At 71.1% G+C, this 15,340-nt stretch carries 12 protein-coding genes; 8 read left to right on the forward strand and 4 right to left on the reverse strand.

The window, feature by feature from the left end; translation table 11 throughout:
• Window positions 1–136: 136 nt before the first annotated feature.
• Complete coding sequence (locus Dvina_RS47420; protein WP_223098308.1) at window positions 137–2,992, forward strand: hypothetical protein; 2,856 nt, start codon at window positions 137–139, stop codon at window positions 2,990–2,992.
• Window positions 2,993–3,258: 266 nt separating this feature from the next.
• On the opposite strand, the gene Dvina_RS47425 is transcribed toward Dvina_RS47420, so the two are convergent.
• A complete protein-coding gene (locus Dvina_RS47425; RefSeq protein ID WP_223098310.1) occupies window positions 3,259–4,092 on the reverse strand; it encodes an alpha/beta fold hydrolase in 834 nt (277 codons plus the stop codon).
• A 223-nt stretch (window positions 4,093–4,315) separates the two neighbouring features.
• Here Dvina_RS47425 and Dvina_RS47430 point away from each other — a divergent pair, with 223 nt between their 5' ends.
• Window positions 4,316–5,218, forward strand: a complete 903-nt coding sequence (locus tag Dvina_RS47430) for an SMP-30/gluconolactonase/LRE family protein (RefSeq protein WP_223098312.1) — start codon at window positions 4,316–4,318, stop codon at window positions 5,216–5,218.
• A gap of 130 nt (window positions 5,219–5,348) precedes the next feature.
• Here the strand turns inward: Dvina_RS47430 and Dvina_RS47435 are convergent, their stop codons facing one another.
• Window positions 5,349–8,048, reverse strand: coding sequence for a CHAT domain-containing protein (locus Dvina_RS47435; protein WP_223098314.1), 2,700 nt, complete (start codon window positions 8,046–8,048; stop codon window positions 5,349–5,351).
• A 97-nt stretch (window positions 8,049–8,145) separates the two neighbouring features.
• On the opposite strand from Dvina_RS47435, the gene Dvina_RS47440 reads away from it, so the two are divergent.
• The 6 genes from Dvina_RS47440 to Dvina_RS47465 all read left to right on the forward strand — a co-directional run bounded on the left by Dvina_RS47440 (window position 8,146) and on the right by Dvina_RS47465 (window position 12,180).
• Window positions 8,146–9,468, forward strand: a complete 1,323-nt coding sequence (locus Dvina_RS47440) for a S8 family peptidase (protein ID WP_223098317.1) — start codon at window positions 8,146–8,148, stop codon at window positions 9,466–9,468.
• Window positions 9,469–9,494: 26 nt separating this feature from the next.
• The gene (locus tag Dvina_RS47445; protein ID WP_223098319.1) at window positions 9,495–10,052 is read left to right on the forward strand and encodes an RNA polymerase sigma factor; all 558 of its coding nucleotides are present in this window, start codon (window positions 9,495–9,497) and stop codon (window positions 10,050–10,052) included.
• On the forward strand, window positions 10,052–10,471 hold the full coding sequence (locus Dvina_RS47450) for a hypothetical protein (protein WP_223098322.1): 420 nt from the start codon (window positions 10,052–10,054) through the stop codon (window positions 10,469–10,471). The genes Dvina_RS47445 and Dvina_RS47450 overlap by 1 nt, the downstream gene beginning before the upstream one ends.
• Window positions 10,472–10,510: 39 nt before the next feature.
• Window positions 10,511–10,669: a hypothetical protein gene (locus Dvina_RS47455; protein ID WP_223098325.1), complete on the forward strand. Its 159-nt coding sequence runs from the start codon at window positions 10,511–10,513 to the stop codon at window positions 10,667–10,669.
• Between the two features lie 3 nt (window positions 10,670–10,672).
• Window positions 10,673–11,401, forward strand: a complete 729-nt coding sequence (locus tag Dvina_RS47460) for a peptidoglycan-binding domain-containing protein (RefSeq protein ID WP_223098328.1) — start codon at window positions 10,673–10,675, stop codon at window positions 11,399–11,401.
• A gap of 179 nt (window positions 11,402–11,580) precedes the next feature.
• Entirely contained in the window at window positions 11,581–12,180 is a 600-nt protein-coding gene (locus tag Dvina_RS47465) for a DUF3455 domain-containing protein (RefSeq protein ID WP_223098330.1), read from the forward strand.
• A 66-nt stretch (window positions 12,181–12,246) separates the two neighbouring features.
• Here Dvina_RS47465 and Dvina_RS47470 read toward each other — a convergent pair whose 3' ends face one another.
• Both Dvina_RS47470 and Dvina_RS47475 read right to left on the reverse strand, forming a co-directional pair.
• Window positions 12,247–14,508: a restriction system modified-DNA reader domain-containing protein gene (locus Dvina_RS47470; RefSeq protein WP_343217085.1), complete on the reverse strand. Its 2,262-nt coding sequence runs from the start codon at window positions 14,506–14,508 to the stop codon at window positions 12,247–12,249.
• The gene (locus Dvina_RS47475; protein WP_223098334.1) at window positions 14,457–15,140 is read right to left on the reverse strand and encodes a hypothetical protein; all 684 of its coding nucleotides are present in this window, start codon (window positions 15,138–15,140) and stop codon (window positions 14,457–14,459) included. Before Dvina_RS47475 ends, Dvina_RS47470 begins: the two co-directional genes overlap by 52 nt.
• Window positions 15,141–15,340: the final 200 nt, after the last annotated feature.

Raw genomic sequence — 15,340 nt, forward strand, 5'->3', positions numbered from 1 at the left:
GCGCGTTGTGCTGGCAATCGCGGACATCTAGGCGACTTTGTCCACTTTGGACGGCCGGGAAAAAACTGTCGCACCCCGGGCCTACGATCCTCTTGTACCGCGGCCATTCCGCCGCGGACACGGGGAGGGACCACGCATGAGACCCACCGTCCGATCAAGCCTGGCGGCGCTGCTCGCCACGGCCGTCGCGGCGACCGTGGCCGTGTTCGCCACCGGGCAGCCCGCCACCGCAGGCTGGCAGTCCGTCAACCTGCCCAGGCTGAGCTGGGCATACCTCGACTCGACGAGCCCCAAAGCAAAGTTCGTCGACGCCACCGTCCCGCCGCCGGTGGGCACCATCGCCGATCAGGCCGGAAAGCCCCACACCTACCGCTCCTACTTCACGTTCGATCTCAGCAGCCTCAAGGGGCAGGTCGTCCACAGCTCGTACCTGTACACCTACGAGGACCACGTCACCGACTGCACGAAGGCGGCCACGGTCGAGCTGTGGCGCACCGCACCGGTGCGGGACAACACCTCCTGGAAGAACCCGCCGAACGAACTCGAGCGGCTCTTCGCCGTCCAGGTCGGCAGCGGCAGCTGGTCGTGCCCGAGCTACCTGGGCCGTGAGATGGTCGACCAGCTCAACGCCGCGATCGTCCGGCGGGACAAGACCATCACCTTCGAATATCGCGTCGCCGCCGCCCAGGAGGCCGACGTCCACCTCGGCCGCACGATCCAGGCACCGACGCTGAGCTCGACAAGCAACCACCCGCCCACCGTGAGCAACCCGCGGCTGCGCTATCCGGACCGGCCGTGCGGCACACCGCAGAAGCCGAGCCCGGCCCGGGCCTCGGACGCGCTCACCGTCGACACGGCCGACGCCGACGGCGACTATGTCTCGCTCACCTTCGCCACCTGGCCGATCGACCATCCGGAGCAGCGCAAGGAACGCGGCATCGCCTATGACAACGTCGACCTGAGCGAGTACGCCGACGGCACGGTCGTGGCCTGGCAGGCCCACGGCTACGACTACACCGACTACGGCGCCTGGTCCAAGACCTGCTACGTCCGCATCGACAAGCAGGGCCCGGCCACGCCCCCGGTCGTCGCCTCGAAGCTCTACCCGACCGGCGCGGTGGCGACCGGCGGCCAGGGCATCAAGGGCCGTTTCCGGCTCGACGCGGCCGGCGAGGCCAACGTCGCGGCGTTCGTCTGGCGCGACTGGCAAGGGCTGAGCGGCCTCGTCGACGCCCATCAGGGCCGCGCCGTCATGGAGTACACGCCGACCCGAAGCGGGCCGCAGTCCCTCTCCATCCAATCGATCGATACCGCCGGCAACTACGGCGCCACGACGGAGTACCGGTTCTGGGTGGCGGCGACCGCGCCCGAGGCCACGATCGACGTGGCCGGCGTCGGGCTGCCGAGCAAGATCACGCTGTACGGCAGCGCCGCCACCTTCGGCTACCAGGTCCAGGGCGGCTCGGAAACCCGAATCCCCAACCCGTCCGGCACCGGCGCGACCGGGCAGATCGTCTTCCCGGCCACCGGCTACGTCAAGACCTTCCTGCGCAGCTACAACGCCGCCGGCAAGCTGCTCGGGGAGAAGTCGGTGGACGTCGAGGTCTCCGACGCGCCGGACGTCTCCTCCGCGGAGTTCAACCTGGAGCGCGACGCGCTCGCCGGCGAGACCGGCACGTTCACCTTCAAGCCGCGCAGCACCGGCGTCGTCGGCTACGCCTACGACTTCGGCAACGGGGAGCAGCGCATCGCGGCGGGCGCGGACGGCGTGGCGACGCTCCACTGGACGGCCGACCCGCCGGGCTGGACCTACCTGACGGTCCGCTCGATCGGGCCCGGCGGAGCGTTGTCGCAGGAGAACTACTACCAGTTCAACGTCATCGATCCGAAGCCGCAGATCTGGGCGCAGGAGCTACAGACCACGACCCGCACCGACGCCCCGGGCAAGCCGCTCGAGCTGCGGCTGTCCAGTCAGATGACCGACGTCACGGGCTTCGTCTACACCTTCAACGGCGGGGCCGAGCAGACCGTGACCGGCCCGTGGTACGGCACCGTCGTCTCGGTGACCCCCCGGCTCGGGGACAACACGGTCGTCGCACAGGCGCTGCTGCCCGGCGGTGGCCGTTCGCCGGCGGCCACGTTCACGTGGCAGCCGTACGAGGCGCCGCTCATCGCCACCGACCCGTCGCCCGGCGCGATGGGCCACCCGGTGACCGTGAAGCTGACCTCGATCCGGCCGGACGCGAAGGAGTTCCACTACTCGGTCAACTGGGCTCCGTCGCAGACGATGGCCGCGGCCGCCGACGGCACGGCGAGCTTCACCTACATCCCCTCGGACAGCACGACGCTGTCGATCCGTGCCACGAGCGTGGCCGCTGACGGCACCGAGTCGCCCGAGCGCAGCTTCTACACCAACCTGCGCCTCACCAACGTCGAGGTGTACTCGTCCTACAGCGAGTACTGGACGAGCGGCGGCCTGGGTGTCCCCGGCACCGTCACCTTCCGCACCGAGTACGTGCCGGAGACGGTGGAGTACGTCTACACGCTCAACGCCGGGCCGGAGATCGTCGCCCCGGCGGTGTCCGACGGCTTCGGCACCACCGTGACGATCGTCCCGGACCGCACCGGCCTCAACGTCCTGGTGGTCCGCGGCCGTACCGCCGCCGGCGAGCTGTCCTATCCGCAGGAGTTCCGTTTCCAGGTCGGCACGCTGCCGTTCGTCGCCTCGACGGAGTTCCCCAACGGCGTCTGGTCCGGCGCAGTGGGCGTCGAGGGCCACTTCACCGCCAGCGGCGGCATGGAAGGCGTGACATCGTTCGACTTCGCCTTCGACGACGCCCAGCCCGTCACCGTCCCGGTCGACGCCCAGGGCCGGGCCACCACCACGTACACCCCGGCGACCGGCGGCGTCCACCGCCTGACGGTCATCGGCCACACGGCCGCCGGGACGGCCACGGAGATCCGCTACTACGACATCCTGGTCAACTCCTGACCCGAATCGCCGCACCAGGCCGGACCGGCATCACATCGGACCGGCACCACGCCGGAATCGCTCGACCCGTGAACGGCGCTGACGCGCTCGACACCTGAACCGCTCCATCCCGCGGCGGGAGAGGCCCGCGCCTCTCCCGCCGCGGCCGTCGGGCGCAGGGCCGAGCGCGGAATGAAGCACGGAGAGGGGGTCGGCTGCCATCTAGCCGCTGGACGAACAGCCACGGCCGGGGAAAGCCGCGACCCGGGCATCGTTCGGTTCATGGGTCATGGCGCCTCGAGTACCTGTCCACCCGCGAAGAAGGCGGCAAACGGCTCGACGAACCGCTTCGGGGCGATGTTGGCCGTGTTGTGCGACGCCCCAGGGATGACGATCGCCCGCCCGCAGGGGATCGCGGCCGCGACCGCCTCGCAGTTCTCGGTGAAGTACCGCGGGCTGCGCGCACCGGCGGCCAGCAGCACGTCCGCGGTGATGCCGGCGTAGTCCGTGGCCGGTCCGTCGTGCTCGGCGATCCGGCGGACCTCGGGCGGAATCGTGGGCATCAGCGCCTCGAACCGGCGCCCGATCGGCGTGCGGAGGAACAGCCGGCTGATGAGCGCCGCCACGGCTGAGGGTAGCTTCGCGGCCGGGCTGTCGGGGGTCACGGCGCGGCCGGCGATGGTGATCGCGCGGACGTGGTCACCGGCCCGCACGGCCTCCTCCAGCTCGTCGAGGAAGGCGAACCGCGGCCGCCCCATGATCGACAGGCCCGGGTCGTAGACCGCGATGCGCTCCAGCGGAAGGCTCAGGCCGGCGCGCAGTGCGACGAAGCCGCCGCCGCTGTGGCCGAACACACTGCGGGCGCCTGTGTGGTCGAGGACCGCGGCGAGGTCGCCGATATCGGTGCCGATCGTCTCGGTCCCGGTCAGCGCAGCCGAGTCCGGCCGCCCGCGGCGGTTGTAGAGATGCACCGTGAACCGGTCGGCCAGCGCCTTGGCCAGACGGTGGTAGTCGCGTTCCTGCACCCCACCGCCGTGCAGGATGACGATGCCCGGCCCTGCGCCGAACGAGTACACCACGATGTTCGCGCCGTCCCCACCGGTGATCCGTTCGGTCCGCATCGACCCGCCCTTTCGAAGTGAACTGCGAACCATGTTTGCAGTTTAGGCGCGCGAGAGCGTCGAGACAACCAGTGATCCCCGCAAACGACACCCGACCGCGGCGGCGATCACCTGATCGGCCCGGGCGGACAGGTGTCGACCACGATGCGAGGCGGTCCGGCGACCGTCCCACACCGTGGCGCAGGGCATCTACGTATCGCGATCTTTCGATAGCGTGTGACGAATGCGCAGACGAACGTTGTTCGCGGGGGCCGCCGGCATCGGCGCCGCCCTGGCGATTCCCGGGGGAACCGGACACGCAGCCACCACGCACGGGACGCCGGTCTTCCCGGACGTCATCGACCTGCCCGACGGCTTCCAGCCCGAGGGCATCGCCATCTCCGGCACCACCTTCTACGTCGGCTCGCTCGTCGACGGCGCCGTGTACCGGGGAAGCCTGATCACCGGCAAGGGATCGATCCTCGTGCCGGGCCGCAGCGGGGGCCAGGCCACCGGCATCAAGGTAGACACTCGCGGCCGGCTGTGGGTCTGCGGCGCCGGCACCGGTGGCGCGAGCGTGTACGACGCTCGCACCGGCCGCACCCTCGCCCAGTACGACCTCGGCGGGAGCTTCGTCAACGACGTCGTCCTCACCCCGAACGGCGCCTACCTCACCGACTCCGACCGCCCGGTGCTCTACCGGCTACCGCTCAACCTGGGCGCCGCGCACACCATCGACCTCACCGGCGGCCTCGGCGAGACCGGCGCGTTCAACAACGGCATCGAGGTCACCGCCGACGGCCGGCTGGTCATCGTCCAGATGCTCGCCGACCGGCTCTTCTCCTACGACCCGCGCTCGGGCGCGACCTTCCAGTACGACCTCGGCGGCGCCACCGTCCTGCAGGGCGACGGGCTGCTGCGGCGCGGCCCGTACCTGTACGTCGTCCGCAACTCCTTCAACGTGATCGCCAAGTTCCGCCTGCACCGCACGTCGGCGGAGCTGGTCGCGGAGATCACCGACCCGCGGCTGCAGGTCCCCGCCACCATCGCGGACTTCGGCGGCTGGATCTACGCCGTCAACGCCCGCTTCGACCTGCCGGCACCGGCCCCGACCGACACCTACACGATCGTCAAGCTCCCCACCTGAGCCTCAGAGCCGGAGGTGGGTACCGCAGGCGCGCCCGACGGTACCCACCCAGGCCCCCACGGAAGCTGTCCAGCCGGCGCCGCGACCTGCTCCATCCACTCCCGGGTCGCTGTGAAGTACGCGGCGGCCGTCAGCCTGCGCCGATTGCCGTGAACGCGCAGGCCGTGGCCGTGGCCAGTGGGTCTTCCGCCGCTTCCGCGCGCATCGCCGACAGGGCGGCGGCGGTGGTCAGGCCGTGGCGGAGCCCGCGGTGCAGGGTCTGCATGAGGTCGGCGGTCGCCTCGTCGTCGACGGGTACCACGCTGGCGATGATCGCGGCGGTACCGAGCGGCAGCAGCGCGGCTGCCAGCCCGAGCAGCTCGTCGGCGCCGGACGGGGCGAGGCGGGCCGAGTCGCAGCTGGACAGCACCAGCCGGTAGGGCGCCGTGCGCAGCCGCTCGAAGTCGTGCACGGTCATCGGCCCGTCGTGCATGTGCAGCGCCGAGAACAGCGGGCTGTCGGCGCGGAACTTTCCGTGCGCCGCGACGTGGGCGAGCCAGCTCCCGTCAAGCGCTTCGAGGGTGCCGGCGGCCGTCGCCCGCGGGCCGTCCAGCACCGTCGGCTGCTCGTACAGCTTCGCGATCGCCGCCACTTCCAGCGGGCCGCCGGCGAGGCCCGGGCCGGCCACCAGTACCACATCACGGGTTGTCGGCTCTTGCAGCGAGCGCGACCGCAGCCACGCCCGGGCCGACGGGGCCACGCAGAACGCGAGCGGGCGCAGGGCCGGCAGCAGTGCCCACGGAAGGCCGTGCATCCACGCCGGCGGCACGAGCACGACCGGTCCCCCGGTCAGGCCGGTTGCCGCGCCGCCGAGCAGGAGCTCCTGCAGCCGTGCACCGCTCGCGTCGAGCGCGGCCATTGTCGCTCGGGCGCGCGGCCGGTCGGCGCCGAACGCGAGCCGCTGCAGGGCGGCGCGGGCGAACTCCAGCTCGGCGGCGACCTCGGCTCTCGCACCGGCCGGATGCCGGCGGACCCGGCCGTCCGCGCACTCCAGGACGTGCACCTGGCCCTCGATGTCGGCGAGCTCCAGCAGCCGCGCCGGGCCCAGGGCGGCCAGCAGCGCCGGCACGACGGGGCGCAGCTGCACGAGGTCGCCCCAGTCGCCGGGCCGCTGCAACGACCTGGCGCGGATACGGCGCTCGAGCGCGAGTTGGGCGCGTCGCAGGTGCGGTGCCGCCCGGCCGGCCGTCTGCGCCTCGGTCAGTCTCGCCGTGACGCCCCGATACCGCACCAGCTCCGCCCGCATGCCCCGGTCGGCGCCGGCCCGCGCGGGCGGGACCGCGAGGGCTATCGACCGCCATCGCTCGCACCACTCCAGCAGCCGCCGGGCGCCGCCGGCCCGCAGACCGGTCCGCAAGGCGGTTGCGGCCAGCTCGGCCCCGCGGGTGGTGGACTGGGCCCGCAGCTCCGAGCCGCCGAGGCTGCTCTGGTGCCGCCGCAGCACGTCGAGCCCGCGCCGGCACGCCGCAAGCGTCCGCCGCGGATCGCCCGCCGCCTCCCACCGCAGCGCCTCGGCCAGCCACCCGGTCACCCGGCTCAGGGCCGCGCCCCGTCCCCGTTCCCGGGCCGCCGCGGCCAGGTGCCGGTCGGCCACGGCGGCGCGGCCGAGCGCGAGGGCGGCCCGGCCGGCGAGGAGGTGGGCCGGGCCGGCCTCGGGCGAGTCGAGCGCCTCCAGCCGCGTCGCCACCGCGGCGGCCTGGCGCATGAGGGCGGGCGTGAACGATCGGCTCTGGAGCAGTACCAATCGGGAGTGAAAAAGCCACCAGTCGCGCCGCTGAGCCTGGAAGAGGCGGCTCGCCGCGGTGGCCAGGGACCCTGCGGTGACCGGATCGGCCGCGGCCAGGGCGGCGCGCCCGGCCATGAGCAGCAGCTCGGCCTTGCGGGTGGCCTGGCCGCGGAGGGTCTCCAGCTCGCGCACCCCGGCGGCGGCGACCTCCAGGGCTTCGCGGGCCAGCCCGGCGGTCAGCAGCACCGCGCACCTGTCGATCGTGAGGTCGGGCGCCGGTGTGCCCAGGCGGCGGTAGGCCCGCGCGGCCGCGTCGAGGTGGGCGAGCGCGGCCGGGAGGTCACCGGCGCGGAAGGCCACCAGGCCGCGGTTGTGCACGGCCACCGCCACGTCGTGGGCCTGGTCGGTGGTGGCGAACAGCCGCTCGGCCAGGCCGAGGTCGTCCGCGGCGCCGGCGGCCGCGCCCTGGGCGAGGCGGAGCAGGGCGCGCAGGGTCAGGGCGCGGGCGGTCCAGATCGGGTCGCCGGCCCGGCGCAGCACCGGCAGGGCGCGGCGCAGGTCGTCGAGCGCGGCGGCCGGGCGGCCGAGCACCCAGAGGACGCGGGCGCGCCGGAACCGGACCCGGGCCGCCTCCGCGCCCCGGGCCAGGTGGACGGCCCGGTCGAGGCGGGCCAGGCCGGCCCGGGTCCGGCCGGCGTGGATCAGCGCGACGCCGTACGCCGCGAGCGCATCGGCCTCCCGCTCGGCGGACCCGGCCGCGCGGGCCAGGCGTACGGCCAGCAGCAGCCGGCCGACAGCGGCCGAGGCGTCGCCGAAGTCGCGCTCGACCAGGCCGATCACCTGGTGGGCGATCGAGGCGTCGAGCGGCGCCGGGTCGCCCGCCAGCACCCGCCGGGCGCCGGCCACCGCCTCGCGCGGGCGCGCGAAAACCATCGGCAGCAGCGCGGCCGTTCCAGCGGCATCGGACGAGCGCGGGCGCGGGCGCGTGAAGACCGTCGGCGGTGAAGCGGCCGGAATGGCGGCGCGGTCCGCGACATCGGACGAGCGCCTGATGCGATCCGGCATTCGCCGATGCTAAAGCTAGGAGCGCACGGCGTGTATCAGGCGGACACCCGAACCATCACCTCTGCACTCTCGAGAAGGGCTGATGATGGTACGTCCCTTGCACGATCCGCAACAGAGGTTCTGGGAACAGGTCGAGGGCATCCGCTCGCACTTCGGACCGGCCGCCGTCGGGCCGCCGGAAGCCGAGGACGACCGCACGGCGACGCCGCGGTACCTCGTCGAGCCCGGCTTCGTCCTCGTCCGCGGGACCGACGACGCCGCCGCGCGGTCGCGGCTGAACGCGCGCACCGACGTGGCGACCCAGACCGCGCACGGCATCATGCGCGTCCCGATCAACGGCGAGGTCCTGGCCGCCCGCGCGGCCGACGTCTCGCCCAACCACCTGGTGACGATCACCCCGGTGAACAGCTGCCCGGCCGACGAGCCCAGTCTCCCGGCGCGCGGACGCGGTGGACCGGCCCCGGCGCTGACGCCGCCCGTGCACCCGGACCCCGAGGCCGGCCGCGGCGTCGACGTGCTCGTCATCGACACCGGCCTGGTGCCGCAGTTCGAGGAGTTCACACAGGTCGCCGACGTCGAGGGCGGTCCGCGGGTCGCCCTGACGGAGCCCGGCGTGATCTCGCAGTACTACGGCCACGGCACCTTCATCGCGGGCGTCCTGCGCAACGTCGCGCCGGGCGTGAACCTGACGGTGTCGAACGCGCTGCGCAACGCGGGCACGATAAGCGAGTACTGCCTCGGCCAGGTGCTCCTCGACGAGCTGCCCGCCGACGGGCCGTGGCCGGCGATCATCAGCCTCTCCGCGGGCGCGCCCACCGTCGACGAGCGGCCGCTCTTCGGGCTGGAGGAGTTCGTGCGGCGGCTCGTGGACGAGCATCCGGAGACGGTGCTCGTCGCCGCGGCCGGGAACGACGGTGAGCCGCATCAGCCGTTCTGGCCGGCCGCACTGGCACCGCAGTACGCCGAGTCGCGGGCCATCGTGGCCGTCGGCGCGCTCCGCGAGGACGAGGCGGGCCGGGCCTGCTTCAGCAACTGCGGCGAGTGGGTCACCGTGTATGCGCCGGGCGAGCGGCTCACCAACATCTTCGCCACCGGGCGCTACAAGAACGTGCACGAGCGCACCCGCGACTGCCGCTATCACATCGGCTACGACCCGCTGTACCCGCACTGCACCTGTGTCACCGCGGGCGAGCAGGGCGACGAGCTGCACTTCCACGGGTACGCGCGCTGGAGCGGGACCTCGTTCGCCACCCCGATCGTGGCCGGGCGCATCGCCCGCTGCATGAACCTCGACGGGCAGAAGCGCACGTCGCGGGAGGCCGCGCAGTATCTGCTCAGCCGGCGGACCCACACGATCCGCGACCGCGCCGACGGTCTGCCGCTGCCGGTGCTGTTCGACGAGGACCGCCCGCAACCCTGAACCGACAGACGATTGGACGGGCGACGATGGAGGACACCGGCGCGTTGGTGACCGCCGCCGCGGGCGGGGACCGCACGGCCTGGGCCGCGCTCGTCGAGCGGTTCGGCCGGCTGGTCTGGGCGGTCGCCCGGTCCCATCAACTGGGGCAGGCCGATGCCGAGGAGGTGTACCAGATGACGTGGCTGCGTCTCACGGAGCACATCGACCGGCTCAAGCAGCCCGAGCGGGTCGCGGCCTGGCTGGCCACGACCGCCCGCAACGAGTCGCTGATGGTGATCCGGGCCGGCGGCCGCGTGACGGTGACCAGCGACCCGTGGCTCCTCGACCGCGGCAGCGAGGACGGCTCCCCCGAGCGGGCTGTCCTCGCGGCCGAGCAGGCGGCCGACGACGAGCTGCTCCTGGAGCGCATGTGGGCCGCGTTCCGCCGCCTGCCCGACCGCTGCCAGCAGCTGCTGCGCCTGCTCGTCACCGCGCCCCGCCCCAGCTACGCCGAGATCGCCGAGCTGCTGGGGATCCCGATCGGCAGCATCGGCCCCAACCGGGCCCGCTGCCTGGACCGTCTGCGCACGCAGGTGGCCGGCTGATGGGCGACCTGGAGGACGACCTGGAGCGGGCTCTGGACCGATTTGATCCAGTACCGCCACACCTCGCACCCGCAGCCATAGCCGCCTTCGACCGCCGCGTCGACGCCGAGCTGGCCCGCCTGGTCTTCGACTCCCTGACGGCGACGGGTGCGCGCGCGTCCGGCGGCCCGCGGCTGCTCACGTTCGAGGCCGGCCCGCTGACGATCGACGTCGAGGTGTCCCCAGGCCGCCGCCTGGTGGTGCGGGTGGAGCCGGGCGGGCCGGTGGAGTACACGCTGGAGGTCGGCACCGTCCGCGTCACCGGAACCTCGGACGCGCTCGGCCGGTTTGCGGTGACAGTGCCCGCACCCGGCCCGTTCCGGCTCAACTGTCGGCTGTCCGACGCCGATCCCGTTGTCACGCAATGGATTTCCGCCTGACCGCCCGTATCAACGGACCGCCCCGCGCATCTGCAAGGCATGACCGAACCCACCGAGTTTGCGGCCGATGAGACCGCACCGCGCGACAGCCAGCCCGTGATCGCCGACTTCCACGGCGAGCCGGACCCCAACTCCGAGCAGCTGCTCCAGGCCCTCGTGGCCACCGCCGGCTTCCGCCCCGCGGCGCCGGGGGTGTGAGCCATGAGCAGCAACGCCCCGGGCCTCACCCAGCTCAAGCAGTTCGCCGACGGCCAGATCGGCAAGGAGCACTTCCTCGGCATCGTCGGGGACGTCAACCACCGGTCGGGGTACCACCTCGGCCCGGACCGCATCGTCGACGGCGACGACTACTCGATGCGCTCCGCCCGCGACAAGCAGGGCGCGCGCCGATTCCCGACCGCGGCCTGCGCCTATGACATGGGCATGGGCTGGTCCGCCTCCCGGGCCTGGCTGGCCTGGCTCGTCAACGAGTGCCGCAACGGCGCGTTCCCCCAGGTCCGCGAGATCATCGGGTCCCTGGACGGCGTGCACAAGCAGTACTTCTCCGGCCTGCGCGGCTTCCAGACCGAGCACTACAGCGGCGACAACCACGTCGACCACACCCACATCAGCGTGTTCCGCGACACCGCGGACACCGACCACAGCCCGCTTCTGCGCGGCTTCTTCAGCCGGCCGTTCACGGTGGACGCGCCGGCCTTCCCGGGCCGCCGCCTGCGGTTCAAGGAGGGCGAGCCGCGCATGCGCGGCGAGGACGTCCGCCTGTGGCAGACCCGCATGATCGCCCTGGGATTCACCCTGGAGGCGGACGGCATCTACGGCCCGATCTCCCGCTCCGTGGCCGTCACGTTCCAGCAGCAGCACGGCCTGGACGCCGACGGCATCGTCGGACCCATCACCTGGCATGCCTCATTTGCCAAAACCATCAATTGAGTTGTACGGCTCCGGCGGCGACAAGGATCGAAGCGATCACATTGATTTTTGTCACCGCCGGAGCGGGTCACGATCCGTGACGTTCTATGGGTGAATGGTGCCGGCACGGGGGCAGCCACCACCAGGGGGGATCATCCGTGATGCGCACTTCGATCAGACAATGGGTAGGCCGCCACCGAGTGGCCACCGCCGTCCTGGCCGCCGCCGCCTTGGCCGCCGTGGGCACCGGCACCGCCTCCGCGGCCACCGCAACCGACGCGGCGACAACCATTGACGCCACGTCCGGCAGCCACTTCCGCCTGCCCGCCGGCGCCCCGACCCCGGGCGAGGGCTACCGCATCGGCGCCGCCTACCGCGTGACGACGGGCACCCAGACGTACGCCTGCACCACCAACACCGACGGCACGACCACGTGGGCCACCAAGTCGACGCCGGAGGCGACCCTCCAGCGCTACGGCCGCCCGCCGACGACGATCCACCACTACGCCGGCCCTCGCTGGGAGTCCAACCGCGACCACTCCATCGTCGTGGGCGCCGTGGACCAGACAGTCCCGAAGACGGGCACCATCGCCTGGCTCCTGCTCCACGTCGCCGCCCACGAGAACACCACCCCGGGCGAGCTGAACCGGGTCCAGTTCATCAGCCGCGTCAACACAACAGGCGGCGTAGGCCCGACCGGCCCCTGCACCCCCGGCACCGACACCCCGGTCTCGGTCCCGTACACCGCGGACTACGTCTTCTGGATCTCCTGCAAGCCCGTCGCCCGCGCCCTCGACTGACCACTCACGCGAGCGGGCGGTGCCCACCACGGAGGGGCACCGCCCGCCGCGCGGCCCAGCTTGGAACTAACGTGCAGCGCTGTACCGCGCTCGGACGGCGGCAAGAGATTCTCCGGTGCGTTCGATCGTCCAGAATCGCCATCCGTCCTCGGACGGGACGTCGCGCGCGTCCATGGCCGCGCGCGTCGGAGCGCTGAAGGACCCGCCGGAGGCGGTCCGGATCCGCCCATCTGCGAGTAGCGTGGCCCGGTGCTCGCGGCCCTTCCGCCGCCCGATCAGGGCCTCCTCCGGCCGGATAAGACCGGCCCGCAGAAGATCGGCGAGGCTGACCCGCCGCTTCGGACCGGTCCGGGCCGACGGAGCAGGCGATGGTGCGGCCGGCATCGTCAAGCCAAGAGCCTCCGGCGCCCAGACCCGTCGGGCAAGCTCCTGATAGAGAGCATTGCGGTGGCCGATGAACTGATCGATCGACTCGGCCGGGTCGTAGGCCCGGAACCTGTCGGCAAGGCCGTGCTCCGTCAGGAAGTTCTTGAACCGGACCACGCCGCGGCCGCGGTAACTGTCGGGGTGAAGCGAGGCGGCGAGCCAGTTGTACCGCGGATACACCTCGACCTTGTCGACGAGCAGCAGGCCACCAAGACTGGCGTTCTCCGGGCCGTCAAGCAGGATGAGACCGCCGAGCCGGCCTCGCAGTTTCTTGAACTCCGCACTGGCCTCGGGCTCCCCGGCGTAGGCACCGGTCCGCTTGGTGAAGAGGTGCTCGATCTCGTACGGCCGCTGCCCGTCGGCCCGGTCGAGCAGTTGTTGCACCGGCTCTCCTCGACCCGTGCGCCGCTCCACCCAAGCCGTGAGCCGGGCGAGGAAGTACAGAACAAACGGCCGGTTGACACCCTCGCGATATCGCAGGGAGTCGACGTTGGCGAAGGCCTTGTACCAGCCAACGGCCGCCTCGCCCAGAAGCCGGCTCAGTGCCTCCTCGGTCCGGGACTCACGCGCCGCCGGCAGTAGCGGCGCGAGTTCCTCGTCGAGATCGGACTGTGCGTGCGGTTGCTCGCTGAGGCCTCGGGTGACGACGAACAGGTCGATGAAATTGGCCACCAGCTTCGCCTTGCGGAGGACAGCGGCTTCCGTGTCCTTGAATTGGACGGCGGCGAAGGTGAGGTCGAACTGCTGGGGCAGGCGATTGAAGGCGTTGTACCACAATGGTTCCAGGCCCTCGTGGAGCTCGGTCGTCGCCCGCTGCAACTCCGCGTATGCCCCGTATCGGGGCTCCAGCCACTCAGTGAACAGCCGAGCCTGGACGCCCTTCTTCGTGGACTGCCAGATGTCCTCCGTGTGGTCGTGGAGCCACTCGTGCGGAGCGGCGTCGCGAGCGCGCTCCGCCTCCCCGGTGGTCTCATCCAGCCCCGCATCGAAGTAACGAGCGCGCAGGATCGTGCGCACGAAGTCCATCGGAGCATTCCTGTCGATGGCCTGAAGGGTGTTGACCATCCCTTGCCATCGCCTGTCGAGCTCGATGGGGTCACTGGGCGCGTCGGTCAGCAGATAGTTCTTCAAGTGATCCAGAGGAGCGAGGCGAACACCTCGGTCGTTCATCAGGACGAACAGCTCTTTGCCTCGGTCCGCGTCCCCCGCCTCGATCTCCACCACCGATACGCGTTCGAGGAGCCATCGGGTGAAATGCGGAAGTGCATCCTCCTGGAGGTCCGGTGGACAGCAGGCCGCGATGTGTTGTGAGGCGTTCCATACCCGGAGCACGTCGGCGTTGCGGCCGTCCTGACTAAACGGTTGGTCGTTGAGCAAGTGGTCGAAGCAGGTGTGGAAATCCCCGGCACGAACGGCGAAGCGCCGGGCCATCCCGTTCTCGCCGCGAATCAGTCTGCGGAGAACCGCGCTGAGATCCTGCACGTCTTCACGCTGATCAGTCAGCCGGTACAGGTGTATCAGAAGCAGCAGGAGGGTGATGACGCGCTGCTGCCCGTCGGCGAGGTAGGTCTGCCCGTTCTCGCTGTAGGTGATCACCGAGCCCAGAAAGTAGGGCTCGTACTCCTCCGCCTCGTCCTCGCGCTGGGCCTCGTCCCACTGCGGCCGGAACTTCTCGGCCAGGTCCCGCACGAGTCTTTCCACCTGCGGCTGTTCCCATACATAACTGCGCTGAAAATGTCCGAGGTCGAACGATCTACCGTCGAAGAATTCGCGGATCTTGATTCCTTTGGCCGAGACAAGCGGTCTCGCACCGTACGACCTTCGCAATTTTGCGGCCATTGCGGACGCCACTACTCGACAAGCGCCTTGACCACGACGATTGGATGACCGGACCCAGACCATTCGAAACCGGACCGCACGACGCGAACTTCACCGCCGGCTCGGGGCTGTCCGCGGCCGGCCGGCTCATGCCGGCTCTTGTCGAACTCGATCCGCTCCCCGATACGGCCGATCGGGGTCAACCGGTGGCGGGCCGCCTCCTCCAGGAGCCGATCGACGATCTGGACGCCGGTCTGCCCCTCCGCCGCGAACGCCTCCGCCGAGCTGACGATACCGGCCAGTACCGTGGCCTTCTCCTGTTCACGCTGTTCGGTCCAGCCAATCTGGGCACGTGGCCCGGCCGTCTCGGCCCGGGCGAGAGAGTCGGCGATGTTGTCGATCCAGGACTGGATCAGCCATCTGTGCCCACGCACACCGGCCCGCTCGGCCAGCTTCTGCAGAGAAGTACTTGACGGCTGCGCGGCCGGCGACCATTCGTACAGCGCAGGCTTCGGCTTCGCGATGTGGGGGTGGAACTTCAGAAGATTGCGAACGCGCCTCCAGTCGCGGTCGACGTCGACCGCATCGACGCCCGCATCGACGAGTGCGCTTCTGATCTCCTGCAGCCTTACGGGACCGCCGGATTTCTTGATCACCTCGATGAAGGCCGCACCCGCATCATCGTTGAATTGCTTCACAAGCACCCGGTCGCCCATTGGACCTCCGCCGTGATCAGCCAAAAATATCCAGTCTTTGAACGATAACCTTGGATCTTTTGATATCGGCTGATCGGAAGTACGACAACAATCCGGGGTTCCGATCAAGACACCGGGTGTTGTAACGATCGCCTTGAGTAGCAGGGCTCAGTGGTGCGACTGTTGCACACTTAGCGGCCGAGCGACGGGTGCATGCTCGG

The organism is Dactylosporangium vinaceum (assembly GCF_019904175.1).
Classification (GTDB): domain Bacteria; phylum Actinomycetota; class Actinomycetes; order Mycobacteriales; family Micromonosporaceae; genus Dactylosporangium; species Dactylosporangium vinaceum.

What these genes read in the sequence shown, in the direction of transcription:
- Dvina_RS47420 (WP_223098308.1), top strand. Translation starts at nt 137, where the DNA reads ATGAGACCCACCGTCCGATCAAGCCTGGCGGCGCTGCTCGCCACGGCC.
- Dvina_RS47425 (WP_223098310.1), bottom strand. Translation starts at nt 4,092, where the DNA reads ATGCGGACCGAACGGATCACCGGTGGGGACGGCGCGAACATCGTGGTG.
- Dvina_RS47430 (WP_223098312.1), top strand. Translation starts at nt 4,316, where the DNA reads ATGCGCAGACGAACGTTGTTCGCGGGGGCCGCCGGCATCGGCGCCGCC.
- Dvina_RS47435 (WP_223098314.1), bottom strand. Translation starts at nt 8,048, where the DNA reads ATGCCGGATCGCATCAGGCGCTCGTCCGATGTCGCGGACCGCGCCGCC.
- Dvina_RS47445 (WP_223098319.1), top strand. Translation starts at nt 9,495, where the DNA reads ATGGAGGACACCGGCGCGTTGGTGACCGCCGCCGCGGGCGGGGACCGC.
- Dvina_RS47450 (WP_223098322.1), top strand. Translation starts at nt 10,052, where the DNA reads ATGGGCGACCTGGAGGACGACCTGGAGCGGGCTCTGGACCGATTTGAT.
- Dvina_RS47455 (WP_223098325.1), top strand. Translation starts at nt 10,511, where the DNA reads ATGACCGAACCCACCGAGTTTGCGGCCGATGAGACCGCACCGCGCGAC.
- Dvina_RS47460 (WP_223098328.1), top strand. Translation starts at nt 10,673, where the DNA reads ATGAGCAGCAACGCCCCGGGCCTCACCCAGCTCAAGCAGTTCGCCGAC.
- Dvina_RS47470 (WP_343217085.1), bottom strand. Translation starts at nt 14,508, where the DNA reads ATGGTCTGGGTCCGGTCATCCAATCGTCGTGGTCAAGGCGCTTGTCGA.
- Dvina_RS47475 (WP_223098334.1), bottom strand. Translation starts at nt 15,140, where the DNA reads ATGGGCGACCGGGTGCTTGTGAAGCAATTCAACGATGATGCGGGTGCG.